This window comes from Pseudomonas sp. P108 (genome assembly GCF_032613195.1).
Taxonomy (GTDB): Bacteria; Pseudomonadota; Gammaproteobacteria; order Pseudomonadales; family Pseudomonadaceae; genus Aquipseudomonas.
On record NZ_CP126691.1, the window covers coordinates 338,820 to 363,211 of the forward strand.

Annotated in this window: 25 protein-coding genes, 2 tRNA genes and 1 pseudogene; 8 read left to right on the plus strand and 20 right to left on the minus strand. The window is 58.5% G+C overall.

Annotated elements, in window-relative coordinates:
* Positions 1 to 437: 437 nt before the first annotated feature.
* A pseudogene (locus QOM10_RS01480) lies at positions 438 to 548 on the plus strand (transcriptional regulator); the annotation flags it as partial.
* Positions 549 to 872: 324 nt separating this feature from the next.
* Here QOM10_RS01480 and QOM10_RS01485 read toward each other — a convergent pair.
* The 7 genes from QOM10_RS01485 to QOM10_RS01515 form a co-directional block, all read right to left on the minus strand.
* Positions 873 to 948 (minus strand) — tRNA-Thr (locus tag QOM10_RS01485).
* 76 nt (positions 949 to 1,024) lie between these two features.
* On the minus strand, positions 1,025 to 1,861 hold the full coding sequence (locus tag QOM10_RS01490; protein WP_127925472.1) for an FkbM family methyltransferase: 837 nt from the start codon (positions 1,859 to 1,861) through the stop codon (positions 1,025 to 1,027).
* A 342-nt stretch (positions 1,862 to 2,203) separates the two neighbouring features.
* The gene (locus QOM10_RS01495; protein ID WP_316917468.1) at positions 2,204 to 3,439 is read right to left on the minus strand and encodes a methyltransferase; all 1,236 of its coding nucleotides are present in this window, start codon (positions 3,437 to 3,439) and stop codon (positions 2,204 to 2,206) included.
* Complete coding sequence (locus QOM10_RS01500) at positions 3,420 to 4,109, minus strand: ABC transporter permease (protein ID WP_316917469.1); 690 nt, start codon at positions 4,107 to 4,109, stop codon at positions 3,420 to 3,422. The genes QOM10_RS01495 and QOM10_RS01500 overlap by 20 nt, the downstream gene beginning before the upstream one ends.
* Positions 4,109 to 4,801 carry an ABC transporter permease gene (locus tag QOM10_RS01505; protein WP_007909165.1) on the minus strand — a complete coding sequence of 231 codons (693 nt, stop codon included), beginning with the start codon at positions 4,799 to 4,801 and terminating at the stop codon, positions 4,109 to 4,111. The genes QOM10_RS01500 and QOM10_RS01505 overlap by 1 nt, the downstream gene beginning before the upstream one ends.
* Before the next feature lie 78 nt (positions 4,802 to 4,879).
* A complete protein-coding gene (locus QOM10_RS01510; protein ID WP_127925476.1) occupies positions 4,880 to 5,629 on the minus strand; it encodes an ABC transporter substrate-binding protein in 750 nt (249 codons plus the stop codon).
* 13 nt (positions 5,630 to 5,642) lie between these two features.
* Entirely contained in the window at positions 5,643 to 6,416 is a 774-nt protein-coding gene (locus tag QOM10_RS01515; RefSeq protein ID WP_007909167.1) for an ABC transporter ATP-binding protein, read from the minus strand.
* A 554-nt stretch (positions 6,417 to 6,970) separates the two neighbouring features.
* On the opposite strand from QOM10_RS01515, the gene gabP reads away from it, so the two are divergent.
* Positions 6,971 to 8,362 (plus strand): GABA permease, encoded by a 1,392-nt coding sequence (gene gabP / locus QOM10_RS01520; protein WP_316917470.1) that lies wholly within the window; start codon positions 6,971 to 6,973, stop codon positions 8,360 to 8,362.
* Positions 8,363 to 8,432: 70 nt separating this feature from the next.
* Here gabP and QOM10_RS01525 read toward each other — a convergent pair whose 3' ends face one another.
* From QOM10_RS01525 to QOM10_RS01540, 4 genes are all read right to left on the minus strand, one after another.
* The gene (locus QOM10_RS01525; RefSeq protein WP_160037876.1) at positions 8,433 to 8,885 is read right to left on the minus strand and encodes a hypothetical protein; all 453 of its coding nucleotides are present in this window, start codon (positions 8,883 to 8,885) and stop codon (positions 8,433 to 8,435) included.
* Between the two features lie 6 nt (positions 8,886 to 8,891).
* Positions 8,892 to 9,305, minus strand: a complete 414-nt coding sequence (locus tag QOM10_RS01530) for a hypothetical protein (RefSeq protein WP_316917471.1) — start codon at positions 9,303 to 9,305, stop codon at positions 8,892 to 8,894.
* Positions 9,306 to 9,334: 29 nt separating this feature from the next.
* Positions 9,335 to 10,285 (minus strand): alpha/beta fold hydrolase, encoded by a 951-nt coding sequence (locus QOM10_RS01535; RefSeq protein WP_410479215.1) that lies wholly within the window; start codon positions 10,283 to 10,285, stop codon positions 9,335 to 9,337.
* A 92-nt stretch (positions 10,286 to 10,377) separates the two neighbouring features.
* The gene (locus QOM10_RS01540) at positions 10,378 to 11,436 is read right to left on the minus strand and encodes a YhcG family protein (protein ID WP_134176237.1); all 1,059 of its coding nucleotides are present in this window, start codon (positions 11,434 to 11,436) and stop codon (positions 10,378 to 10,380) included.
* 287 nt (positions 11,437 to 11,723) lie between these two features.
* Here QOM10_RS01540 and QOM10_RS01545 point away from each other — a divergent pair, with 287 nt between their 5' ends.
* On the plus strand, positions 11,724 to 11,975 hold the full coding sequence (locus QOM10_RS01545; RefSeq protein WP_238786318.1) for a YceK/YidQ family lipoprotein: 252 nt from the start codon (positions 11,724 to 11,726) through the stop codon (positions 11,973 to 11,975).
* Here QOM10_RS01545 and QOM10_RS01550 read toward each other — a convergent pair.
* The 9 genes from QOM10_RS01550 to QOM10_RS01590 all read right to left on the minus strand — a co-directional run bounded on the left by QOM10_RS01550 (position 11,972) and on the right by QOM10_RS01590 (position 19,949).
* Positions 11,972 to 12,325: a hypothetical protein gene (locus tag QOM10_RS01550; RefSeq protein WP_150750181.1), complete on the minus strand. Its 354-nt coding sequence runs from the start codon at positions 12,323 to 12,325 to the stop codon at positions 11,972 to 11,974. The two genes, QOM10_RS01545 and QOM10_RS01550, sit on opposite strands and share 4 nt — an antisense overlap.
* The gene (locus QOM10_RS01555) at positions 12,322 to 13,191 is read right to left on the minus strand and encodes an alpha/beta hydrolase (RefSeq protein ID WP_316917473.1); all 870 of its coding nucleotides are present in this window, start codon (positions 13,189 to 13,191) and stop codon (positions 12,322 to 12,324) included. Before QOM10_RS01555 ends, QOM10_RS01550 begins: the two co-directional genes overlap by 4 nt.
* A gap of 8 nt (positions 13,192 to 13,199) precedes the next feature.
* A complete protein-coding gene (locus tag QOM10_RS01560) occupies positions 13,200 to 13,991 on the minus strand; it encodes a TSUP family transporter (protein WP_007909181.1) in 792 nt (263 codons plus the stop codon).
* 76 nt (positions 13,992 to 14,067) lie between these two features.
* Complete coding sequence (locus QOM10_RS01565; protein WP_127925485.1) at positions 14,068 to 15,147, minus strand: hypothetical protein; 1,080 nt, start codon at positions 15,145 to 15,147, stop codon at positions 14,068 to 14,070.
* A 580-nt stretch (positions 15,148 to 15,727) separates the two neighbouring features.
* Positions 15,728 to 15,803 (minus strand) — tRNA-Phe (locus QOM10_RS01570).
* A 104-nt stretch (positions 15,804 to 15,907) separates the two neighbouring features.
* Entirely contained in the window at positions 15,908 to 16,180 is a 273-nt protein-coding gene (locus QOM10_RS01575; RefSeq protein WP_016772129.1) for an oxidative damage protection protein, read from the minus strand.
* The gene (mutY, locus tag QOM10_RS01580) at positions 16,177 to 17,244 is read right to left on the minus strand and encodes an A/G-specific adenine glycosylase (protein WP_316917474.1); all 1,068 of its coding nucleotides are present in this window, start codon (positions 17,242 to 17,244) and stop codon (positions 16,177 to 16,179) included. The genes QOM10_RS01575 and mutY overlap by 4 nt, the downstream gene beginning before the upstream one ends.
* Positions 17,241 to 19,466, minus strand: a complete 2,226-nt coding sequence (locus tag QOM10_RS01585; RefSeq protein WP_127925487.1) for an AsmA family protein — start codon at positions 19,464 to 19,466, stop codon at positions 17,241 to 17,243. The genes mutY and QOM10_RS01585 overlap by 4 nt, the downstream gene beginning before the upstream one ends.
* A 78-nt stretch (positions 19,467 to 19,544) precedes the next feature.
* The gene (locus QOM10_RS01590; RefSeq protein ID WP_127925488.1) at positions 19,545 to 19,949 is read right to left on the minus strand and encodes an acetyl-CoA sensor PanZ family protein; all 405 of its coding nucleotides are present in this window, start codon (positions 19,947 to 19,949) and stop codon (positions 19,545 to 19,547) included.
* Positions 19,950 to 20,173: 224 nt separating this feature from the next.
* Between QOM10_RS01590 and QOM10_RS01595 the strand changes: the two genes are divergently transcribed.
* The 5 genes from QOM10_RS01595 (at position 20,174) to hisA (ending at position 24,384) form a co-directional block, all read left to right on the plus strand.
* Complete coding sequence (locus QOM10_RS01595; protein ID WP_150649975.1) at positions 20,174 to 21,838, plus strand: OFA family MFS transporter; 1,665 nt, start codon at positions 20,174 to 20,176, stop codon at positions 21,836 to 21,838.
* Between the two features lie 273 nt (positions 21,839 to 22,111).
* Positions 22,112 to 22,705, plus strand: coding sequence for an imidazoleglycerol-phosphate dehydratase HisB (gene hisB / locus QOM10_RS01600; RefSeq protein ID WP_007909204.1), 594 nt, complete (start codon positions 22,112 to 22,114; stop codon positions 22,703 to 22,705).
* Positions 22,705 to 23,343, plus strand: coding sequence for an imidazole glycerol phosphate synthase subunit HisH (hisH, locus tag QOM10_RS01605; protein ID WP_007909206.1), 639 nt, complete (start codon positions 22,705 to 22,707; stop codon positions 23,341 to 23,343). Before hisB ends, hisH begins: the two co-directional genes overlap by 1 nt.
* Entirely contained in the window at positions 23,344 to 23,604 is a 261-nt protein-coding gene (locus QOM10_RS01610) for a DUF2164 domain-containing protein (RefSeq protein WP_122609200.1), read from the plus strand.
* Between the two features lie 42 nt (positions 23,605 to 23,646).
* Positions 23,647 to 24,384, plus strand: coding sequence for a 1-(5-phosphoribosyl)-5-[(5-phosphoribosylamino)methylideneamino]imidazole-4-carboxamide isomerase (hisA, locus tag QOM10_RS01615; protein WP_003220753.1), 738 nt, complete (start codon positions 23,647 to 23,649; stop codon positions 24,382 to 24,384).
* Positions 24,385 to 24,392 lie beyond the last annotated feature (8 nt).

Below are 24,392 nucleotides of genomic sequence, written 5' to 3' on the forward strand. Positions count from 1 at the left end.
CGGGCGGATTACGGATGGATCAATGGCTTTCATTTTTGAACTCCCTGTATCAAATGAGAGCTGCCATTTCGTTCTCAGGCGAAAGGGTGGCAGCTATGCGCAGGCTGAGAAACCGGAGATACAGGAACCCGGCAGACCCGAAGGTCTCCCACGCACAGCCGCGATTGCACGTGAATGCGGACACTAAAACAGCGTCGGCAATCGTGGTTTGGGGCGCTGGTGCGCCTGCATCTTACGCGGGTTCTCAGGCCCGGTCGCTGAATTGGCAGCGACGGGTTTGACGTTAGCTTGGGGAGTGTCAGGCGTGCAATCGTGGCCAGTAGTGGCTCTGCTTGGCTTCTCGTTACAGCAGATTTCTCAGGATTTCGCGCCATGCGTTTTTGTCGATCACGACTTATCCTTAGCCTTTCTTAAACAACAGAACGAGGAGATCAGCGTTGGTCGATGAACTGCAGGAATTCCAGCAGGACTTACTGGAGTCTGTACGTCAGATGAAGGCCGGTGAGGCCGCGCGCGTAACGCAGATGCTGCTCTCTGCGGCGGAGGAACAAAGCGTCGAGGCATCAAGCACTCTTGGATTGGGAAACCGGGTTGCCATTGTCTCCGCCGGTTCAGTGCGCTGAGAACGCCGCTCATGCAATTCCACTTTTTATGGGCGCGCCCTAATTATTGCCATTTCATAGTTTGGCATAAACGCGGAAATTTGAGCGTTTTGCGCAAAAGCCGTGCTTTGTGGGAGAAGGGCGTCTGGCGATTAAATCGACTTGTGTGGAGGAGAGGCACTATTTCTACTGAAGTTGAAACGCTGCAAAAAATGTAAACCATCCAGAAACAACAAAGCCCCTGCATTTCTGCAGGGGCTTTGTTTTGTATGGTGCCGGCACCAGGAATCGAACCCGGGACCTACTGATTACAAGTCAGTTGCTCTACCATCTGAGCTATACCGGCGTTGTGGGCGACGATTATAGCGATTGGGTGGTTTCTGTAAACCCCTGAATTCAGACTATTTTTGCGGGAGGTCGGATCATGCCCTGCGCAGCACGTTGTGCAGTTTCTGCAGAGCACGCCAGGCGCGATTGTTCTGCATGGCGTGGAGTTGCGCTTCGGCGCGTTCAGCGCGTTGTGTGGCGGCGCTGATTTGGGCCAGGGCGTCGGCTTCGCTGGGGCTGACGGGGTGGGCGAAAGGGTGCCCCAGGCACAGTTGGAAGTTGTCGAGCTGGCAGGGCGGCATGTCGAAGGCCGGTTTGAGGTTCAGGTGTTCGTCGGCGAGAAAATAGCTATTGAGGCCGTCGAAGCAGACGTTCTGGTAGCCGGCGTCGGTGACCAGGTGTTCCCAGGTGTGGTCACGTTCGAACGGGGTTTCGATAAGGATAAGCCACGGGCGGAAGCGACTGAAGTCCATGCCGCGCAGCACGGTTTCTTCGTGGCCTTCGACGTCTATTTTGAGGAAATGGATGGGGCGGTCGGCGGCGTGTTCTTCGCAGATCGAGGTCAACGTGCGGGCCTTTACGGTCAGGCTCTGCACCTCCAGGCCACGCTCCTTGCGCTCTTGAGCGATCACCGGGTCGGCGGTGGACAGGCCGGTACCGGGAATGCCGTAGAAGGTGATTTCCCCGGGCGCATCGCTGGCGATGCATTGCAGAATGGTATCGCGTGGGCGTTGCTGGACCAGGGCGTCGTGGAAGCTTTGCATCGGCTCGATGTTGATGCCGCTCCAGCCACGATCATAAAAGGCCTTCGTCACTGAATCATGGATTGGATCGTTGGCGCCGACGTCGATGTAGAAGCCGTTTTCAAAGAATTTGAGTGCGCGCCACAGGCGGATATCTTCGAAATTCTGTGCATATGAAATGAACGTCACGGTCGCTCCCTGTCAGTGGTTTGTTCTTATTGGTTGCAGTGCTGCCTGCCCGGTGTGAGCTTGTATAGCAAGGGCGGAGGGTGGGCGCAATTTACTCCTGAAACAGTCCGTCATTCGGCGGTTATGTCATTTCGATCTGAAGCTTATGCACAACGGGAAGCTGCATCGGGGCGCCTGCGGGGGATTTTGTGGACGCGTTCTCGTTTTGTTCGCAAATCCCTGTTTTACAGGTTTTTTATTTATATGAACAAAAAATGACCAGCGCTGTTAATGGCTCGTAACAGGCGTGGATATTGGATCCATGATAAATCCATCAACAGAGTTATCCACAGGTTGGAGCGTCTAAGCGCGTTCGGCCAATAGCAGCAAATTACGGGGTGTGAGTGAGGCTGCGCAAAAAGTGCCGAGACGTACAGCGTAGCCTTGTTCTTCCAGAAAAACGGCTCGGTCCAGATTCAGCCAAAGCTCCAGTGGCCGTCGGAACAATCCTCGGAGCAACTCCAGGTTGCGAACTTCGGCCAACCGCTGCCAACCGGCCGCTTCCAATGCTGACCAATCTGGCGAGCCGATTGTGGATAACTCTTTGAGCGCGGCCAGATCGCGACAGTAATCGGCGAACGGTTTATCCAGCCAGGCACTGGGCAGAGATGGCGTCGGTAGGTATTCGTCGACGCCGCGCACTTGGCGTTGCAGCAGATCGAATGCCAAACGACGGGCCATCGAGGTGTCACGCTGGCGTCGGACTCGTGCACCGGCGGTGACGGTTTCGCTCATCGGCAGCGCCAGATCCTCCAACGAGAGTTGTAGGAGCGATCGCGATCCGGCGCGGGACAATGCCTGATATTCGCTGCGTTCGATGCGGTTGTAGCAGCAGGGTGCGATCGCCATTTGCTGGCAACCGGCAGCGCTGGCCAGTTGCATCAGACGTACATGCAAATCGCCGCAGGCGTGGAGAGCGACGGGCGTGTGAGTTGAGCTCAATACGGCAGAGGCATCAGTCGCCAGTACGTCTTGCTCCACATGCAAAGCGTGCAAGTGATGACGCTGACTTAACGCCTGACCGCTGGCGACCAATAAAGGATTGTATTCAACGCAAGTCAGTTGCTGCCCCGCGCCCAACAAGCGTCGCCCCAAATGCCCCTTGCCCGAACACCAGTCCAGCCAATGCGTCGGCTGCGAGGCGAAAGACAAACGACTGGCAAACGCCTCGATCTGCTGCCACTTGCGTCCCGGTACATCGACATTCAATCGATGGCCGGCGGCTTCCAGCGCGTGGCCCGGCAACTCACCCACCGCGCTCAACTCAGCCGACAACGCCGCCAATGAGGCGAACGGCTCCGGCGCATCAGCAAGATCAGCAGGTTGGTTGTGAGCGTTTTCTGCGTCTTCCAGCGACCGTCCGCGTAGCCACAAGGCCAGCTCCGGGTAGGACGCTTCCCAGGCAAGCGAAAGATGAGTGAACGGTCGAGGTTTCCACAGCGCTTGATGGGCTGTGAGAAAATCATCCAGCGCCGTGAAACGGGCGAGTAAGTCCTCGCCCGTCAGCACGTGGGAAATGTCAGCGCCCTTGGCAGGCATCGACGCGCAGCCAGCGCTCCAGCAGCTTGAAGCCGCGTACGAGAACGTAAGCCATCAGCAGATAGAACACGCCAGCAGCGAAGAAGATCTCTACCGGCAGATAGGTGCGGGCGATGATTGTGCGTGCCATGCCGGTCAGCTCCAGCAAAGTCACGGTGCTGGCCAGCGCACTGGCCTTGAGCATCAGGATCACTTCGTTGCTGTAGGCCGGCAGGCCGATGCGCGCGGCACGCGGGAGGATGATGTAGAACATCGCTTTGGGCTTGGACATGCCCAAAGCCCGCGCCGCTTCGATTTCGCCGGGTGGAATCGCCTGAATCGCCCCGCGCAAGATCTCGGCGATGTACGCCGCCGTGTGCAGGGTCATGGTCACGGTCGCACACCAGAACGGATCGCGCAGGTACGGCCACAAGGCGCTTTCGCGCACCGCATCGAACTGCGCCAGGCCGTAATAAACCAGGAACAGCTGAACCAGCAACGGCGTGCCACGGAAAAAGAAGATGTAAGCGTAAGGCAGCGATCGCACGTACCACAGCTTCGAAGAGCGGGCGATGCCCAGCGGAATCGCCAGCAGCAGGCCGGCAATCACGGCGATGGCCACCAGTTCCAGGGTCAGGGTCGCGCCCTGCGCCAGTTTCGGCAGCCACTTGATGATGACGTCCCAGTTCATTAAGCGCTCCTCGCAAAGCCGCGAGCGGCGCGTTTTTCCAGGAAGTGCATGCCGGTCATGGCCAGCACGGTCAGGCCCAGGTACATGATCGCGGCGACCATGTAGAAGGTGAACGGTTGTTTCGACACGGTCACGCCGATTTGCGCGTGACGCATAATTTCTTCCAGGCCGATCACCGAGACCAGTGCGGTGTCTTTCATCAGGATCATGAACAGATTGCCCAGGCCGGGCAGGGCGATGCGCCACATCTGCGGCATGATCAGCCGGGTGAAGATCCGCCATTTCGATAGACCCAGGGCCTGGCCGGCCTCACGGTGGCCTTTGGGAATGGCGAGGATCGCACCACGGAACACTTCCGTGGCGTAGGCACCGAAGCACAGTCCGAGTGCGATCACACCGGCGGCGAAGGCGTTGAGTTGCAGGTCGGGGTTGCCGAAGAACTCACCGAGGGCGCGCATCAGGTTGACCGTACCGAAGTAGATCAACAGCACCCAGAGCAATTCCGGGACGCCACGCACCAGGGTCGAATAAGTGCCGCCAAGCCATTGCAGTGGCTTGTACGGGGAAGTCTTGGCCAAGGCGCCGAGCAGCCCGAGCACCAGTCCCAGGCACAGGGCGGTGAGAGCCAGTTGGACGGTCATCAGCGCGCCGGCAGCGAGGGCCGGGCCGAATCCGTAGAGGTCGATAATCATGGGTTTCTGTTCAAATTGCGGCAGGCAAAGTCGGGAGATGGCGCCGTTGCATCACGGCGCCAGTCCCACAGGTCAGGATCAGTAGATGCTGAACGGGAAGTACTTGTCGTTGATCTTCTTGTAGGTACCGTCGGCGACGATTTCCTTCAGGGCGGCGTTCAGCTTCTCACGCAGTGGGTCACCTTTACGCACAGCGATGCCGATCTTGTCGCTTTCTACGACTGGGTCGCCTTTGAACTCGTAGTTCTTGCCGGCGTCGCTTTTCAGCCAGTCATAGTTGGCGTACTTGTCGGCGAGGATCGCGTCGACGCGACCGGAGGTCAGGTCGAGGTAGGCGTTTTCCTGGGTGTCGTAGAGGCTGACCTTGATGTCATCCGCGTAGGTGTCTTCCAGCCAGGTACCGGCCAGGGTCGCACGCTGGGTACCGATGGTCTTGCCTTTCAGCGAGTCCTTGTCGGTTTTGAAGTCGACGTTTTTTGGCGCGATGAACTGCAGCTTGTTCGAGTAGTACGGTTCGGTGAAGTCCACCGCGCCTTTGCGCTCGTCGGTGATCGACAGCGAGGAGATCAGGAAGTCGAACTTCTTCGCGTTCAGGGCCGGGATGATGCCGTCCCAGTCGGAAGTGACCACGGTGCACTCGACTTTCATCTTCGCGCATAGAGCGTCGCCGATGTCTTTGTCGAAGCCGACCACGTTGCCGCTGGCATCTTTATTGTTGAACGGCGGATAGGCCGCTTCAATGCCCATCTTCAGGGTTTCAGCCATGGCACCGGCGCTGAACGCGAGGGTGACGGCGGCGGCCAGGAAGACCTTCTTGAAATTCTGCATGCATGTTGCTCCGTTAGCGGTTGCTGGACATGAATTGTTTGCAGCGCGCCGAAAGCGGGTTTTCGAACACCTGCTGAGGCGATCCTTGCTCTTCTATAAGGCCTTGGTGAAGGAACACCACTTCGCTGGAAACCTGACGGGCAAAGCCCATTTCGTGGGTCACGAGCAGCATGGTGCGGCCTTCTTCGGCCAGTGCGCGGATGACACTAAGTACTTCCTGAACCATTTCCGGGTCAAGCGCCGAGGTGGGCTCGTCGAACAGGATAACCTTCGGTTGCATCGCCAGCGTGCGGGCGATTGCTGCGCGCTGTTGCTGGCCGCCGGATAGTTGCGCCGGGTAGGCGTGGCGCTTGTCGGCGATGCCGACCTTGGCCAGCAGCGCTTCAGCGACTTCGATCGCTTCGGCTTTGCTCTGGCCGAGCACGCGGCGCGGTGCCTCGATGATGTTGTCGAGGATGCTCATGTGCGGCCACAGATTAAAGTTTTGAAACACAAAACCAATCTCGGAGCGCAGGCGGTTGATCTGTTTGCCATCAGCGGCAACCAGTTCGCCATTCTTGGCGGCCTTGAGCTTGAGTTCTTCACCGGCCACCAGAATCTGGCCCTGGTGCGGGTTTTCCAACAGGTTGATGCAACGCAGGAACGTGGACTTGCCGGAACCGGAGGAACCGAGGATCGAGATCACATCGCCGTCGCGGGCGGTCAGCGAGATGCCTTTGAGCACCTCCAGCTGTCCGTAGCGTTTGTGCAAGTTGCGGATTTCAAGCGCGGGCGTGGCCTCAGCCATGTGCGTTCCTCATATATGTTGCGCTCCTGCTGTTGGATGGCCTTCCTGGCGAGGCGGCCAAGCTAGCATAGCGTTTCAATGGCAGCCAACAGCGCTACGAGCGGTTAACGGGTGGCATGTGGCAGGTTGTCGCATCGGCACAGCAGACTGTCGCCCCATCAACAACCGAACGGGTGTTTGATCGTGCAAACCCGTGGGTGTCGCGTAAAAAAAGGCGCGATGTTGCCAGCTTTGGCGGGGTGTTGGAAGCGCTATCCGGCCGAACGTTCCGGATTCGCCCTTTTATTGTGCATCCCACACTTTTTCAGTGTGTTTCTGGTGCGCGAATTCGTCTTGAAAGTGAGTCGCAGGGTAACGCTCTGGCGAATAGCCATTAATCTCAAGGACTTGCGATGACCATCCGGTCGCGCGCAAAGCCGCGAGCCAAAAGACTTTGAAACATTTTGGCGCATTTATTGCGTGCAGAATCCGGAACGCCCTGTTGGTTTCTTTTTACGAGAAAGAACACACCAGGCAGGACGGACTGAATCGCATTCCTTGCAAAGGTAGTTTCGATGAGCAGTACCCCAAGCTCCAATGGCCTCGAACAGGGGCTCAAACCGCGTCATGTGACCATGTTGTCGATCGCCGGTGTCATCGGCGCCGGTCTGTTCGTTGGCTCCGGCCACGCCATCGCTGCCGCCGGCCCTGCCGTGCTGCTGGCTTACGCCGCCGCTGGTACCTTGGTGGTGTTGGTGATGCGCATGCTCGGCGAAATGGCCGTTGCCTCGCCGGACACGGGCTCCTTCTCGACGTACGCCGACCGTGCCATTGGGCACTGGGCGGGTTTCACCATCGGCTGGTTGTACTGGTGGTTCTGGGTGTTGGTGATTCCGCTGGAAGCCAACGCCGCTGCGACCATCCTGCACGCATGGTTCCCTGACGTCGGCATCTGGGCGTTCGCGCTGGTCATCACCATGCTCCTGACCATCACCAACCTGTTCAGCGTGAAGAATTACGGCGAGTTCGAATTCTGGTTCGCGCTGATCAAAGTGCTGGCGATCATCGGCTTCATCATCCTCGGTCTGGCGGCGATCTTTGGCTTTCTGCCGAACAGCCAGGTCAGCGGCGTTTCGCACCTGTTCGACAGCGGCGGCTTCCTGCCAAACGGTATGGGCGCGGTGCTGGGTGCAATCCTGACCACCATGTTCTCCTTCATGGGTACCGAAATCGTGACCATCGCGGCCGCGGAATCGAAGAACCCGGGCAAGCAGATCTCCAAGGCCACCAACTCGGTGATCTGGCGGATTGGCTTGTTCTATCTCGTGTCGATCTTCATCGTTGTCGCCCTGGTGCCGTGGAACGATCCTACGCTGGCCAACCTCGGTTCCTACCAGACCGTGCTTGAGCGCATGGGCATCCCGAACGCAAAAATGATCGTCGACATCGTGGTGCTGGTCGCCGTGACCAGTTGCCTGAACTCGGCGCTGTACACCTCGTCGCGCATGCTCTTCTCCCTCGGCAAGCGTGGCGATGCCCCGGCCATGGCGACGCGGGTGAACAAAAGCGGTACGCCTTACTGGGCGGTGATGCTGTCCACCGGCGCAGCGTTCCTGTGCACCTTCGCCAACTACGTGGCCCCGGCGGCGGTGTTCGAATTCCTGCTGGCCAGCTCCGGTGCAATCGCTCTGTTGGTGTATCTGGTGATCGCATTCTCGCAGCTGCGCATGCGTAAACAGCGTATGGCGCGCGGCGAGAAAATCGTCTTCAGCATGTGGCTGTTTCCGGGCCTGACCTACGCGGTGATCATCTTCATCGTCGCGGCTCTGACCATCATGCTGTTCCAGGAAGCGCATCGCGTAGAGATTCTCGCGACTGGCCTGCTGAGCCTGTTGGTGGTGGCAGCCGGTCTGCTGGTGGCACGCCGTCGCAAGCTGGAAAAACGTGGTGCGGTGGTGTTGAACTGATCCGTAACACGTAATGCAAAACGGCCGCTGTCAGTGATGACGAGCGGCCGTTTTTGTTTGTGAGCGTGGTTTATTCGCTCTTGTCTTCCTGCGCTTCCACCGACTTGCCATAAGCATCCAGCGCAACCCCGAAATCGGTGATGAACTGCGGTTCGCTCAGCCAAGCCTGGGCCTCTTCGATCGTTGCGCCTTCAGCCCACATGCGGTAGTCGATCAGCATGTCGGCGGCCAGGTGGGTGGCGGCCATGCCTTCGTTGTCGGCGTTTTCCATGTCCAGCAGCTCTGGATGGTCAACGATGACGAACGCCAGTTCGCGCAGCAGGGTCAGCAGCATTTCGTTGCGGCTGACGGCTTCGGCGTCGCGCATTTTGCTGAACATCGCCAGGACGTATTCCGGCACCGGCTCAGCGAGGTGGTCGAGGTCTTCGTCCTGCTCCAGCGGCTTGCGGCCGACCATACGGATTTGCTTGGCTTTGGCCTTGGCGCGTTTGGCGCGTTTCTGTTGCTTGTTCAGGGATGCCATGGGAACTCAGTTCTTCTGTTGGGTTTGTGCGGCGATCGCGTCGGACGCCGCTACATAGTCGACCTGGAAGGCCGGGGATTCGATCCACGCCAGCGCGCCGGCTTCGTCGGTTTCCTGCGACCACTGGCGATACTCGATCAGTGCGGCGAGGATGAAATCCATCGCGCCTTCTTCGCCTTCCTGCTCATAGACCAGTTCCAGCAGCGGGTCTTCGAGAAAGGCGGTGCACAGCGCTTGCTGGCTGATCTTCTCGGCGTCGATCATTTTCTTGAACAGCTCGGTCAGGTCTACCGATTCGAAATCAATGCGGTCGTCGTTCGGGTCCAGCTCGACCGGCGCCTCGGCGCGCTTGGTGCGGTTCTGCTTGGCCTTGGCTTTGGCCCGGGTGGCGCGTTTTTGCTGCTTGTTGGCGGAGGCCATGATGTGTTCCGTCGTGCGTTGAGAGGGGCTCAGCTGCGCGGGACTTGCCGCCCGGGTGTGTCGGGGGCCAGTGCACCGGTTTGCAGCCAGGTCAGAGCGATGGGCCATAGTGTGGCTTGGTATGCGCTGCGAAAAAAGGCGAAATGTCCGACTTGTTGTTCGCCGATGTCCTGCGGCTCGATACGCAGGTGGGTTTTTGCCGCGTTGTCGAAGTAACCGAGCAGGCGTTCGATGGCTGGAATCGTGCCGTAGGGATCGTCGCTGATACTGATCGCCAGAGTCTGTGCGCGGACATTGGCGAAGGGCAGGGCGCCGGTCTTTTTCATCAGCGCGCGACCACTGGGGCGCCGTTCGTAACGCGCGGCAGACGTGCTCCAGTCGCGCACAACGCCGGTCGGCGTATCTTCCAGCCAGCCGAGTCGCTTGCCGGGGAAGAAGCCGCAGAACAGCGTCAGCAACGGCATCACCACATGCCATTTGCCGAACATGCGCCAGCGATGTTCCGGCGCGTAGTCGCGCCAGTAGGCGAACTGCGCGCCGACGGTGACCAGCCGTCGGATAACCTGCCCGGACTCGCCCAGACCTGCCGCGCAACCGCCGAAGCTGTGGCCGATCACATCAATCGGCTGACCGGGAAACTCCCGTTGCGCGCGTTTGAGCATCGCTTCGAAATCGAGTTCGCCCCAGTCCGTCCATGAAGCGTTCAAGCCTTTGATCGAGGCGTGTCGCGATTCGCCAATGCCACGGTAGTCGTAGGTCATTACGTCGAAGCCGTTGGCGAACAGATAAGCCGCGAAACGCGAGTAGTGGCGACATCGCACGGATGTGGCGGCATTAATGATCACCACCGGGCGCTGAGGATCGGGTGCTGAGTGGCGCCAAGTAAAACCGCCAAGCTCATACCCGTCGGCGGCAGCATCCTTGAAGGACTCACCTTGAGCTGCAGTCAAAGTCGGCGACTTTGACTGCACATCCGGCATTACTGGCGTGTCCTCACAACTCATGACTTTGTACCTGGGCGGGTAAGTTGCCAACAATAGTCTGCGCGTCGCCCGGCAACAATCGGCAGGTTTTATTCAGTGGATTGACTGAGCAGGCGTTCCTCGATCAAGGCCTGTTCGCGATTGAGTTCTGCACGCAGTTCCTCTTCACTCGGCAGTATCGTTTTGTAACTGCTGGCGAACAGTTGCTCATTGCCCTTAAGCATTGAGTAGCGCGCCACCGAGTCGTTGCTCTCGGCAGACAGAATAATCCCGACTGTCGGCTTGTCGCCCTCGCTGCGCATGAGCTCGTCGTACATGCGCACATACATGTCCATCTGCCCGACATCACGGGCGCTGAGCTTGCCGCGTTTGAGATCAATGATTACAAAGCATTTGAGCAGGTAGTTGTAGAACACCAGATCGATGTACAGATCGACGCCGTCGGTACTGATGCGTTGCTGGCGGGCGACGAAGGAAAAGCCTTTACCCAGCTCAAGCAGAAAGCCCTGCAGATGGTCGATGAGGGCTTGTTCGAGACCGCTTTCCCTGACCTTGCCTGCTGAGGGTAGACCGAGAAATTCGAGCATGACGGGGTCGCGAATGAACTCGCGTGGGTTGCATTTCAGCGCTTCGATGTTGGTGGTGGCTTCTTCGATCACATCGGCTTTGTCGCGACTCATGAGAAGCCGCTCGTAGTAGAGCGTGAGGATCTGGCGGTCGAGGGCGCGGCTCGACCAGTTCAGGTTGGCGCATTCGTCCATGTACCAGTGGCGGGCTTTTTCATTGGTCACACCCAAAAGCCGACGATAGTGGGTCCAACTCAATTCGGAACGCACTGCGTTCCAAATTGGAAACAACTGATAAAAGCTGCGCATGTATCGCAGATTACGATCGTCAAATCCTTTACCAAACTGCGCCGTCAGATTCTTCGCCAACAACGCTAGTAACTGTTTTCCATACCCCGCACGCTGGGCTCCCTCTTGTTCAAATTCGACAATATGCCTGCCGATCTGCCAGCAGGTCTGCACTTGAATCGTATCCACCGCACGCAGCACTTTTTGCCGCGCCTGGCGAATCAGTTCGCCCAACTCCCCCAGCAATGAATCGATTTTCGGGTCTTGCGTATCAGCAGGTTTTAGCGGGCTCATTGGCTCTTCCACATCGTTGGAAACAGGCGTCAAAGCATGCCAAGAGTCGCTGCGTGGGTATGTCGGGCGAGCCGGTGAAGTCGGAAGGAAGAGGGGATTGGTATTGCAGGACGTTGCCGGTGAAAGAGGCGTCAGACAGAAAGGGTCTGTAGTCCTTTTCGTACATGCTCGTGAGTCGTGGTGATTGCAAAGCCTAGGCGCGGGTACAATCCCGCGCCTCATCTTTTGTGACGTAGGGAAGTGCTGGTTTGAAAGGGATTTTGCGTGTTGTTGGTGTTGCAGGCCTCATGTTGCAGTTGGCCGGCTGCGGAACGTTTATCGGGCGTTTGAATGACGGTTTGTCCGATGCTCAGTATTACCGAGGCGTTGATGGCAACCTTCATCTACTGGGTGTGCGTGGCGGCGGCAGCGATGGCATGCCGGCGGCGATCGTCTGTTACATGATGATTGTCTGTCCGGTCATCACCGTCGTATCCCTGCCAGTGGATGCCGCGCTGGATACGGTTCTGCTGCCGATCGATTACATCAATACGCTTTAGGTTTTCTTTGCGCGGCGTTTGCTTTTCGGCGTGTGCACGGGCTCTTGAACCTTGCGATAGATCCACACGCCGAACACACCCACCGCCAGCAGAAACACTGTGCCAACGCTCTGCCAGACAAACTCGAACCAGAACAGCCGCGGTTGCAGGGCCAGGGTGTAAGTGCTGCGCGGGCCGCGATTATTGGTGGTGATAGAGCCGGTGATCCAGCTGTCGACCAGCATCCAGATCGACAACCCGATGGCTAAAGTGATCAGTAGAGCAACGAGAACAGTCAGCCAGTAAGTCACCCGACTTGGGCGATAGGGTGGCGGATGGGGCAAGGGGATGCGCGTTTTCCTTTGGTTCATGACGCTTGTGACCTGTTTCCGGGATTGATGAACCGCGCTATCTCGCTTGCCAACTCCACTGCGCGCGGCGGGTTTTCCCTGAGCCACGTTGATACCGCGTGGTCGCAGCCTGGCAGGACGATTTTTCTCAACTGATGAGGTGCCAGGCTCTTTTCAATGGCCTCGATGACTTCGTACGGAATCGCGCTGTTGATCGCGCGAGCGCCCATTTGCTGCATCCCGGCAGACGTACCAGCGATCCCGCCAAAAGTGGTTGCCTGAAGGCCATCGTATTCGCCGATCACCAGCAAGACTTCCCCGTCGAACGTGCGCAGGAACTCCAGCGATGGCGAGTCGAGAAAACCATAAGGCACGGAAAGGGCGCTTTTGAAGGCTGGTCCAAACGGTTGCTGCCAAGCCGCCTCCGCGTACAGGGCGGGACAGAACAGCACGATGCGTCTGACTGAAGCGCGATTCGCTTGCGCTACCTTGAGCGCCAGTGCGCCCCCCAGACTGTGACCGATCACTGTGCTGAGTTCGGCGCCAAGATGATCGGCAAACTGCAAAGCCTCCTGAAGGTTCTGCGCCAGTGAAGTGTCTTCAAGGGCAACATCGGCGCTGGGGCCGTGGCCGGAAAGATTGAAGCTCAGGCTGGCAATTCCCTGCGCCTGCAAGGGATACAGAATGGCGTTGAGTCGCGAATAGTCAGAGCGAGCGCCGTGAATGGCCAGCACTTTCGGCGTTGACGCTTCTGCGGCGGAACCGGCCAATACGCGACCTTCCAGTTGGTAGCCGGCGAAGGTGTGCGCAAAGAAAAACTCAGGGCCGGTTGGCGCCTCGTCGAACTGCAACCGAGAGCGAAGTCGCGACGCGCCGGTCAGCGCCAACCGATTGATCACAAGGCAGCCAGAGTGTGCAGGACTGCAACACGCAATGGATTGGTCTCCACGCTCAGCAGCTTGATCGCCAGGGCGCAGCAGACCACGATCAACATGGGTTTGATCAAGCGTGGGCCGACGCGGACAGCGGCTCTGGCACCCAGTTGTGCACCGAGGAAAGCTGCCAGAGCCATCGCAATCGCAATCGGCCAGATGATCACGCCTTTGGTGATGAAGACTGACAGCGAGCCCAGGTTGCACGACGCGTTGGCCAGTTTGGTGAAACTCATGGCCCGCATCATGCCAAGCCCGCAGAGCAGCACGAAACCGACGATAAAGAACGAGCCTACGCCCGGGCCGAAGATACCGTCGTAGAAGCCCAGGATCGGCGCCACGGTGAACGAGAACAGCAGAATGCCGATTCGCTTGCGTCGATCCTCATTGGCCAGTTTCGGCGAGAGCGCAAAGTAGATCGCCACCAGAATAAGCATGACGGGCACGCACACTTCCAGATAGCGCTTATCAATCGAACTGACCAACAGCGCCCCGCTGGCGCCACCCAGGAATGCGCAGATAACCAGGAAGCGTCCTTCGCGCCATTCAATCATTCCCTTGCGAGCGAAAGTGACAGTGGCCGAGATAGTGGCCGAAGCAGCCTGGAACTTGTTTGTGGCTATCGCACTGATCGGGTCGACACCGGCCAGAAACAGGGCAGGCAAAGTAATCAAGCCGCCACCCCCGGCAATCGCATCAAAAAAACCGGCGCAAAATGCCACAAGCGCCAACATGCCAATTACATCCCAAGCCATTACGTTTTCCCTTTTATAGTTATTGGCCAGTCATCCACATGACTGGCCATTCAACAGCCTTGCCGTGCGGTGAATATCAGCCCTGTATCAGCAGCGGATCGTCTGAAATGACAATCGGAGACGAGAACTTCGACAGGCCGAAGATGCGCACCAGCACACGTCGGTTGTCTTTGATGACATCGCGACAATGCAGCGCCCGGACGTTATTGATCACCATGGCCGACTCTTGCGTCAGTGTGTATTGAACCGGTGTTGCTTTACCCACGCTTTGGCAAAGTGCGGAATAAGCCTCTTTTACAAAATCCGAGGCGTTGTCGTTGACCGAAAAACGGTACGAGTTGAATCGCGCGGCGAATCCGACGTTGTCATCGAACTCCAGAATCGAAACATTGCGGCCATCCTCGCCCTTGCCGTTGACGAAAGAATCACTCCGTGTGAACTGGAAGCTGCCCGTTGTGAGTGCGAGGCATCCGGTGACGCCGATTTCATCCAGCAAGGGTGGCAATGGAATCACCGAGGTGGGCTCCAGGCTTGGATTCCATAGCGCCGACAGTATCAACGACGAGGGCGAGGGCGAATGCCCGTCCTGCGCGTTCACAGCACACCAGTACGGCGCTTCGGTGTGGGGGCCGAGGGCGAGACCGGAATGGGAGCTCAGCTCTTTGATTTCCGGTTCGTCATTGATTTTGGTCAGTCCGCCGCCCTTGAAGTTAGCGACGATTCGGACCAGTTTGCCTTCGTTGTCCATGTCGTAGGCAAAGGAGCTGTTATCCACCAGTTTCAACAGAATCTGATTGCGTGCCGCCAGACAAAGTACGTCGTAACGATTTTCCAGAGCGGCCAGCTCGGGCAGTTCATCCGGAGGGCTGGTGTCAGTGAATTTTTCCATGCCCTCAAAAATCAGCAGGGAAACGAGGCCGTCGGAGTACGCGCCAAGCAGTTCACACTGATCCTTGGAAAACGAAAACTTCAGCTCGGTCGCTGCCAGCGAGGCCTTGGACTTGGCGCCTGCGGCTTGTGGTCCGCCCATGGCTGCCAACGCTTCAGAGAAGGTGTGCAGCAGTTTTGCTTGTTGCTTATCAAAACTGAAAGTTCTGACTTCCTGTTCAACTAAAGACTCAACGGTTTTATTAGTGTGTTGTAGGACTTCGGTCATTGTTTACATCCCTGTCGTATCCGCTCCCCTTATATTTTTTGTGGGAGCTGTTGGCTGTTTCGATGCTGCAATGCGTGCCGAGCGCACGCAATGATGCGGGCGTGGGCGAGTTGATACAGGTTTGGTTTTTTCAGGAGGGCACAGGGCGCTGTGACGCGACAGTTCAAACAAATGCTGAATGCCTGGTCAGTGTTTGCTGTCGCTTGCCTGACAGCTGAAACAACAGCAGATGACCTGCGCTGAGGTCTTGTCCTCCATGACAACTTTTTGATGGGTGTTAGTTCTGCGAGCGTTCCTGCTCGCAGACGCAACTGTCCGGGTGCCTGCAACAACCTCGGTAGATTCCCGATGCTGGAGGGCGCGGAGTGCGTTAATTGGGTGATGCGTTAAATGCTGATCGTCAGGGCTGAAGTGCCCGGCGATTATTCCGGGCAGTCAACAATGACCTGCCGGAAAAGCTGACGGAGCCTAACATCAAAATAATGGCCAGCAAAAGCACTGCAAGAGGGGGTGAGGGACGGCTTATCAAATCGCAGGCATAAAAAAACCCTGAATCTTGCGATTCAGGGTTTTCGGTATTTGGTGCCCAGAGACGGAATCGAACCGCCGACACGGGGATTTTCAATCCCCTGCTCTACCGACTGAGCTATCTGGGCAACGGGGCGCATTAAAAGGGTTTTTCGGATTTACGTCAACGACTTTTTTAAAATTTCTTAAATTAATTCCGTCGCTTACGATCCGACCCCCGATTTTGCAGGTTTTACTCTGCAGGCGGAACGTAGCCTTCGGCCTTGGCGTATTCCTCGCCGGAGAAGTACTTGTCCATTTCGCCCTGAAGATATTTGCGGTCTTCGGCGTTCATCATGTTCAGACGCTTTTCGTTGATCAGCAGGGTCTGGTGTTTCTGCCAGTCAGCCCAGGCCTTGGCCGAGACGTGGTCAAAAATGTCCTGACCTTTGGCGCCCGGGAAAGGGGCGCGTTCCAGCGCGGGCAGTTCTTCTTTGTACTTGCGGCACATTACGGTGCGGGTCATGGCGACACTCCTGCATTCAAGACGGCGGCCGCGCGTTCGAGCAAGGTTTTGACCGGGGCGGCGAGGCCCAGGCGCGGCGGGGTGGCGAGGTTATACCAGAGCCAGTCGGCCTCGGCCACGTGATGGGCGGCCTCCTGCACCTGAACCAGCCAGGGTTCGATGGACAACTGGAAATGGCTGAAGGTGTGGACAAGGCTCGGCAGCGCCTGCTGCTCGCCCATGGTCAGCGAGTGCTGAGCGGCGAGATGTTGCAGGTCGTCGAGGTCATCGAGTTCCGGCAGGCTCCACAGACCGCCCCACAAACCCGTCGAAGGGCGGCGGTAAAGCAGAATCGCGCCGTCGCCGTTGGCGAGCATCGGCATCAGCGTGCGCTTCTGCGGGATCGTTTTGCGCGGCTTGGGGATCGGGTAGCGGGTTTCGAGGCCGAGCATGTGCGCCTCGCAACCCCGTTCCAACGGACACAGCAGACAACTCGGCTTGCTGCGCGTGCAGAGCGTGGCGCCGAGATCCATCATCGCCTGTGTGTAGGCGTTGACCCGATCGTGCGGCGTAAAGCGCTCAGCGTTGGCCCAGAGCTGTTTGGCGACCTTCGGCTCGCCGGGGTAGCCCTCTTGCGCGGTAAAGCGTGCCAGCACGCGCTTGACGTTGCCGTCGAGGATCGGCGCACGCAGGCCCATGCTGATGCTCGCGATGGCGCCAGCGGTGGACAGGCCAATGCCCGGCAGATCGGTGAGCTTTTCAACGTCACGCGGAAACTCGCCGCCGTACTGGCTGACGACGATTTTTGCGGTCTTCTGCAGATTGCGCGCACGGGTGTAGTAACCCAGCCCCGTCCACAGGTGCAGCACTTCGTCTTCCGGCGCTTCGGCCAGTGCTTCTACCGTTGGCAGCGCGGCCATGAAACGGTCGAAATAGTTGAGCACGGTGCTGACCTGGGTTTGCTGCAACATGATCTCCGACACCCACACCCGATACGGGTTGATGTCCTGCTGCCAAGGCAGATCGTGGCGGCCGTGGCGGTCGAACCAATCCAGCACCGCCGTGGAAAATTGCTCCGCTCTCATCGCTTGAACAGCCCCTTCAATGCGTTTTTCAGTTCCGGGCTGACCTTGTCACCGAGTTTCTCGTCGATCTTCTCACTGAGCTTGTCGCCGGCCAGTTTGGTCGCGACCTGACCGAGGCGATCGTTGTCGACGCGGCAGGCTTTGGCGCCCAATTCGAGCGGGCCACGGCAGCGCAGCGGCCATTCGACTCCGACGAATTTTTCGCCGACCTGACACGCCGGATCCGGCATGGCGCTGGTGTCGCCTTCGACGATGATGCCGACGCGGTAATCCATGCCGAGCACACGCAGGTCGATGTCGCCGTCACCGTTGACGGTCATGCCGGGGATGCGCACTTTCAGATCCGGGTTGCTGGCGACGCCGTTGCGGAAGGTCAGGTTGCCCTTGAGTTCCTGGAACGGTGTGTCCTTGCCGCGTGGCTCGCCGCTGAGGGTTTTGCGATTGAGCGTGGCGATGCCTTTGCACAGTTGCTGTTCAAGGTTGGCGTTGAGCAGCACGCCGTTGTTGATCACGAAACTGGCGTTGCCGTTGAGGGTGTCAATCAGCGCCTGCTGGCTGTTGCCGCTGCCGGTCACGTTGCTGGTCAGGGTCACCAGACCTTTGACCGGCGGATTCTTGCCTTGGCTTTCGAGAATTTTTTCAACAGGCACGCGGTTGAGTCTGGTCTGCAAATTCAGCACGGGTGCGTTCGGACGCACATCGAGGGTGCCGTTGGCTGCAAAACCACCGTTGTACAACTCGCCGCTCAGGTTGGTCAGGGTCAGCAAGCCGCCCTGGCCGGTAGCCTTGAGCGCTGCGTTCTGGATCGGCAGTTTGTCGAGGGTCAACTGGCCGAAGGTCAGGTCGGCGTCCACGTCGAGTTTGGCCAGGCGTTCAACCGGCAACAGGCGCTCGGTGCTCCAGGCGGTTTTGCTTGGTTTGTCCGGCAGAGGCGTGGAGCCCGCGCCGGCCATGGCATCGGCTTCAGTGCTGGCAACTTCGGCCTGACGCACCTGCGTGGCGCTATTGGCCTGCGCCGATTTTGGCGGCAGGTAACGGTCAGCGTTGAACGTGTCAGCCTTGAGGATCGCGCGCAGTGACTGCTTGGCGAAGTCTTCGACGGCGATGCGACCGCTGAAGCTGCTGTCGTCGAGTTTCAGGTTGATGTTGTCGAGTGCGATGCTGGTCGGCGTGGCGGCCACACGGCTGACCAGTTCGACCTTGCTCAGACTGCCTTCGGCCATGGCCGGGAGTTTCTGACCGATGCTGTCGACAAATTTCGCTAGGTCGAACTGGGCGATGGAGATGCCGCCGGTAATCTGCGGCGTCTTGTCGAGGTCGTTGACTTTCAGTTCGCCCAAGGCACGCAATTGGTTGGCAGAGATCTTGATACCAGTCCATTCGGCGACGTTCGCCGCTTTATCCAGTAATAACTGCCCCTGGGCGGCAAAGGTCATGGTCTTGCCTTGTAGCGGGTCGCCAGCCAGTTCGCCGGACAGCTTCAGGTCTTCCAGCTTGTAGCGTTGCAGGGCGCGTTCAATGCGCAGTTCGCCGGTGAGCTCGGTACGCACGCGCAGCACGGGTTGATTGGTGCCGAGGAATGCGGTGGCTTTTACCGGGATATTGGTCGAATCGTGTACCGGGCCGGTGCTCAACTGGATGCTTTCGGCGCTGAACTGCTTGCCGGTCTTCTCGTCGTTGTACTCAACGCGGGCGTTGTTGACAGTCAGGCTGTCGATATCGAGGCGGATCGGCTGCGGTGGTTTTTCCACCGCAACAGGAGCTTCGCTGGCCGGTTGGCCAGCCGTAGCGGCTGGCGGCGTTGCACCCGCCGGGGCAGGCACCTTGCCGATGTCTTCCCAGTTGCCATGGCCGTCCTTGTCGCGATTGAGGCGCAGGTTCAGACCTTCGACGCGCACGTCGCTCATTTGCACTTCACGGCGCAGCAGCGGTAGCACGCGCACGGACAGGCCGAGCATCTGCAAGTCGGCGAACGGTTCGGCAGGTTTGATCAGGGTGGCGACGCTGGCCTCGTGCAATTCCAGGCCAAGCCATGGGAACAGGCTCCAGCCGATATCGCCATTGAGCGTCAGCTCGATGTGGGCCTTGTCGCGGGCAATCTGGCGAATCTCGTCTTTGTAGTCGTTGGGATCGAAGAGGTGGGTCAGGGCAAAACCTGCCGCCACAATGATCAGCAACAACCCGAGAAGTACCAGACCCAGGATTTTGCCGAACGCTTTCATGGGCGAGTCCTTGTAATTAGTCGAATTCGTAATTTAGCCGGGGAGTATAGCGCTGCAACCGCCCGGTTCGCTGTGACGTCATGTTGCCAGGACCTCCAGCGGCACCTGCAACCTGGCGGCGAGTGCCTGAGCTTCAAAATGCCCTTCAGGCGCCAGCAGACGCAGTTCGGCCCCCGCTTGCGACGCCATTTTCTGCGCTTGGTTCACCAGCCGTTCGGCTACCCCACGGCGACGGGTAACTTTTCGTACGCATAAATGGGACAAGTACCAAACGTTGTGGTGCCTTTGCAGAAGCGCTGCGCCAAGCAGGCGATCATTGAAGCGTCCGGCAATCAGAGTCCCGTCCGCGAGGGCGCTTTCAATCAGTTCAGCCTCCCCGGAAAACGGCGCAAACAGCCATTCTGGCGCATCGCGATAGATCTTCTGCAAATCCTGCTGATCCTGATAACTGGCGTCTTTCACGGCTTCAACAACGATCGGCATGGCGTTTTCCTGAGTGGTACGAGAACAGATGACATAAAAAAGGTGATATCAGTTTGGTTTTTCTGTCACGTGCAAATGGTAACCTTCGCCCGTTCGTCCGTCCTTCTGCGACTTAACGTCGCGCCTTCAAGGAGCTTCACCCAAAAAAACGGTCATGCCTGCGTGCATAAAGGCCGGGGGTGAACAGTGGCTGGCGAACCATACTAATAATTGGGGGATACACAATGAGCACGAGCATCACGGCGGACGGCCTCAGAGCCGACCAGCCCGCGTTCCTGTCCAAGGAACGCATCATCGCCAAGCCCGGTTTCAACCGTTGGCTAGTCCCACCGGCCGCTCTGGCCATCCACCTGTGCATCGGCATGGCCTACGGCTTCTCGGTGTTCTGGTTGCCGCTGTCCAAGGCGCTGGGCGTTACCGCTCCGGTGGCTTGTGCACCGGACATGAGCTTCATCGCACAAGTGTTCTCGTCGCAATGCGACTGGCCGATCTCGATGCTCGGCTGGATCTACACGCTGTTCTTCATCTTCCTCGGCTGCTCGGCAGCGATCTGGGGTGGCTGGCTGGAACACGCCGGGCCACGCAAGGCTGGCGTGGTATCGGCACTGTGCTGGTGTGGCGGTCTGCTGATCTCGGCGCTGGGTATTTATACCCATCAGATCTGGCTGATGTGGATCGGCTCCGGCGTGATCGGCGGTATCGGTCTGGGTCTGGGCTATATCTCGCCAGTATCGACCCTGATCAAGTGGTTCCCGGACAAGCGCGGCATGGCCACCGGCATGGCAATCATGGGCTTCGGTGGTGGCGCGATGGTCGGTGCACCGCTGGCAACCGCGCTGATGAGCCACTTCGGTTCGGCTGAAGGCGTTGGCGTCTGGCAGAGCTTCGTGGCCATGGCCGCGATCTACTTTGTGTTCATGATCGGTGGCGCACTGTCGTACCGCGTGCCACCAACCGGCTGGAAACCGGAAGGCTGGACCGCTCCGGCGAAAAAGGCTTCCAACTCGATGATCACTCATCGCCATGTGCACGTGAATGTGGCGTGGAAAACCCCGCAATTCCGTCTGGTCTGGCTGGTGCTGTGCCTGAACGTTTCTGCTGGTATCGGCATTCTCGGCATGGCTTCGCCACTGCTGCAGGAAGTGTTCGGTGGCAAGTTGTTGGGTGTTGACGTGCCATTCGGTCAGCTCGACGCCGGGCAACTGGCTTCGATCGCCGCGATCGCTGCCGGTTTCACTGGTCTGCTGAGTCTGTTCAACATCGGTGGTCGCTTCTTCTGGGCCTCGTTCTCGGACTACCTGGGCCGCAAAAACACCTATTTCGTGTTCTTCGCCCTGGGTTTTGCCCTGTACGCGCTGATTCCGAACATGGGTCACCTGGGCAACGTTGCGCTGTTCGTGGCGGCGTTCTGCATCATTCTGTCGATGTACGGCGGTGGTTTTGCCACTGTGCCGGCGTATCTGGCCGACCTGTTCGGTACTCAGATGGTCGGTGCAATCCACGGTCGTCTGCTGACGGCGTGGGCGGCGGCTGGCGTGCTCGGTCCCGTGCTGGTGAACTACCTGCGTGAATATCAGCTGAGCATCGGCGTTGAACGCGCTGCCGCTTACGACATCACCTTGTACATCCTCGCCGGCCTGCTGGTGTTGGGCTTCCTGTGCAACCTGATGGTGCGTCCGGTGGCCGACAAGTACTTCATGACTGACGCTGAGCTGGCTGCCGAACAGGCGCTGGGCCACGACAAGGGTGCTGACGCCAGCACCGTTCTGGAGTGGAAAGCGGCGCCGGGCAGCAAGCCGCTGGCAATCGCTGCCTGGCTGGCTGTAGGTATTCCGTTGGCGTGGGGTGTGTGGGTGACCCTGCAGAAGACGGCGGTACTGTTTCACTAAGGTGTTAGCTGAATAAACACCGAACCTGTGGGAGCGAGCCTGCTCGCGAAGACGGAATATCAGTCAACTTAATTGTTGGCTGACCCACCGCATTCGCGAGCAGGCTCGCTCCCACATTTGTTTTTGCGCTGCCTGTAATGGCTTGTATGGACATGTCTACCCGCGACAGCCGGGGGTTCTATCCGTCAGCCATCTCACCTCTCGTGTTTCTGTTTCGGCCCCGCGTGCCTATAATGGCTGCCTTTTTCGCCCAATGATTTTGCGGAGCTGGTGATGGCCGAACGTAAGGCGTCTGTCGAGCGCGACACTCTGGAAACCCAGATCAAAGCCTCGATCAACCTTGATGGCACCGGAAAGGCCCGATTCGATATCGGTGTTCCTTTTCTTGAGCACATGCTGGATCAGATCGCCCGTCACGGGTTGATCGACCTGGATATCGAATGCAAGGGCGATCTGCATATCGACGACCACCATACGGTGGAAGACGTCGGTATCACCCTTGGCCAGGCATTTGCCAAAGCCATTGGCGATAAAAAAGGCATCCGTCGCTACGGTCATGCCTACGTGCCGCTCGATGAAGCGCTGTCGCGCGTCGTCATCGACTTCTCCGGTCGTCCAGGCCTGCAGATGCACGTGCCGTACACCCGCGCTACCGTGGGCGGCTTCGACGTTGACCTGTTCCAGGAATTCTTCCAGGGCTTCGTCAACCACGCGCTGGTCAGCCTGCACATCGACAACCTGCGTGGCACCAACACCCACCACCAGATCGAAACCGTGTTCAAGGCTTTCGGCCGCGCGCTGCGCATGGCCGTCGAGCTGGATGAGCGCATGGCCGGGCAAATGCCATCGACCAAAGGCGTTCTGTAATGCAGACGGTTGCAGTTATCGATTACGGCATGGGTAACCTGCACTCGGTGGCCAAGGCCCTCGAGCACGTCGGCGCCGGCAAGGTGCTGATCACCAGCGATGCTGCGGTGATTCGCGAAGCTGACCGCGTGGTGTTCCCCGGTGTTGGCGCGATTCGCGATTGCATGGCGGAGATCCGTCGCCTCGGCTTCGATTCGCTGGTGCGTGAAGTCAGTCAGGATCGTCCGTTCCTCGGTATCTGTGTCGGCATGCAAGCGTTGCTCGACACCAGCGAAGAGAACGACGGCGTCGACTGCATCGGCCTGTTCCCGGGCGCGGTGAAGTTCTTCGGCAAAGACCTGCATGAAGACGGCGAACACCTGAAAGTCCCGCACATGGGCTGGAACGAGGTGAAGCAGAAGGTCAGCCACCCGCTGTGGCATGACATTCCGGACATGGCGCGTTTTTACTTCGTGCACAGCTACTACATCGCTGCCGCCAATGCGCGGCAAGTGGTTGGCGGCGGTCACTACGGCGTCGATTTCGCTGCAGCGCTGGCCGACGGCTCGCGTTTCGCCGTGCAGTTCCACCCGGAGAAGAGCCATACCCATGGCCTGCAATTGCTGCAGAACTTCGCCGCGTGGGACGGTCGCTGGTAAATGGCTGCCAAGAAGTCCAGACCGCCGATCCTGACCCTCACTCCCGAACAGGAGAACGAGGCCAATCGCAAGATCCAACGGTTCATGGAAGACCGTTTCGAACTCGACCTGGGTTCGTTCGAAGCGGCGGAAATTCTTGAACTGTTTACCCGCGAAATTGCTCCGCACTATTACAACAGGGCGATTTTCGATGTGCAGACCCACCTCAAAGAGCGGTTTGAAAGCATCGAAAGCGACCTGTGGGCGCTCGAAAAAAACTGATTTCCGAGCCAAGCTGAACATTCAAATTTGAAGGTTTGCCAGATGCTGATTATTCCCGCTATCGATCTTAAAGACGGTGCCTGCGTACGTCTGCGCCAGGGCCGCATGGAAGATTCCACAGTGTTCTCCGATGACCCGGTGAGCATGGCTGCCAAGTGGGTGGAGGGCGGTTGCCGCCGTCTGCATCTGGTCGATCTGAACGGTGCGTTCGAAGGCCAGCCAGTCAACGGCGAAGTCGTCACCGCAATCGCCAAGCGCTACCCGACATTGCCGATCCAGATCGGTGGCGGCATCCGTTCGCTGGAAACCATCGAACACTACGTCAAGGCTGGCGTCAGCTACGTGATCATCGGCACCAAAGCCGTTAAAGATCCGGCGTTCGTCGCTGAAGCGTGCCGCGCGTTCCCGGGCAAGATCATCGTCGGTCTGGATGCCAAAGACGGTTTTGTCGCCACCGATGGCTGGGCTGAAATCAGCACCGTGCAGGTCATCGATCTGGCCAAGCAGTTTGAAGCCGACGGCGTGTCCTCGATCGTTTATACCGACATCGCCAAAGACGGCATGATGCAGGGCTGCAACGTACCGTTCACCGCTGCGCTGGCCGCCGCCACCAAGATTCCGGTGATCGCGTCCGGCGGTATCCACAATCTGGGTGACATCAAGTCGCTGCTCGACGCCAAGGCGCCAGGCATCATCGGCGCCATCACTGGCCGGGCGATTTACGAAGGCACCCTCGACGTCGCCGAAGCGCAAGCTTTCTGCGATTCGTACCAAGGCTGAGGACTGAC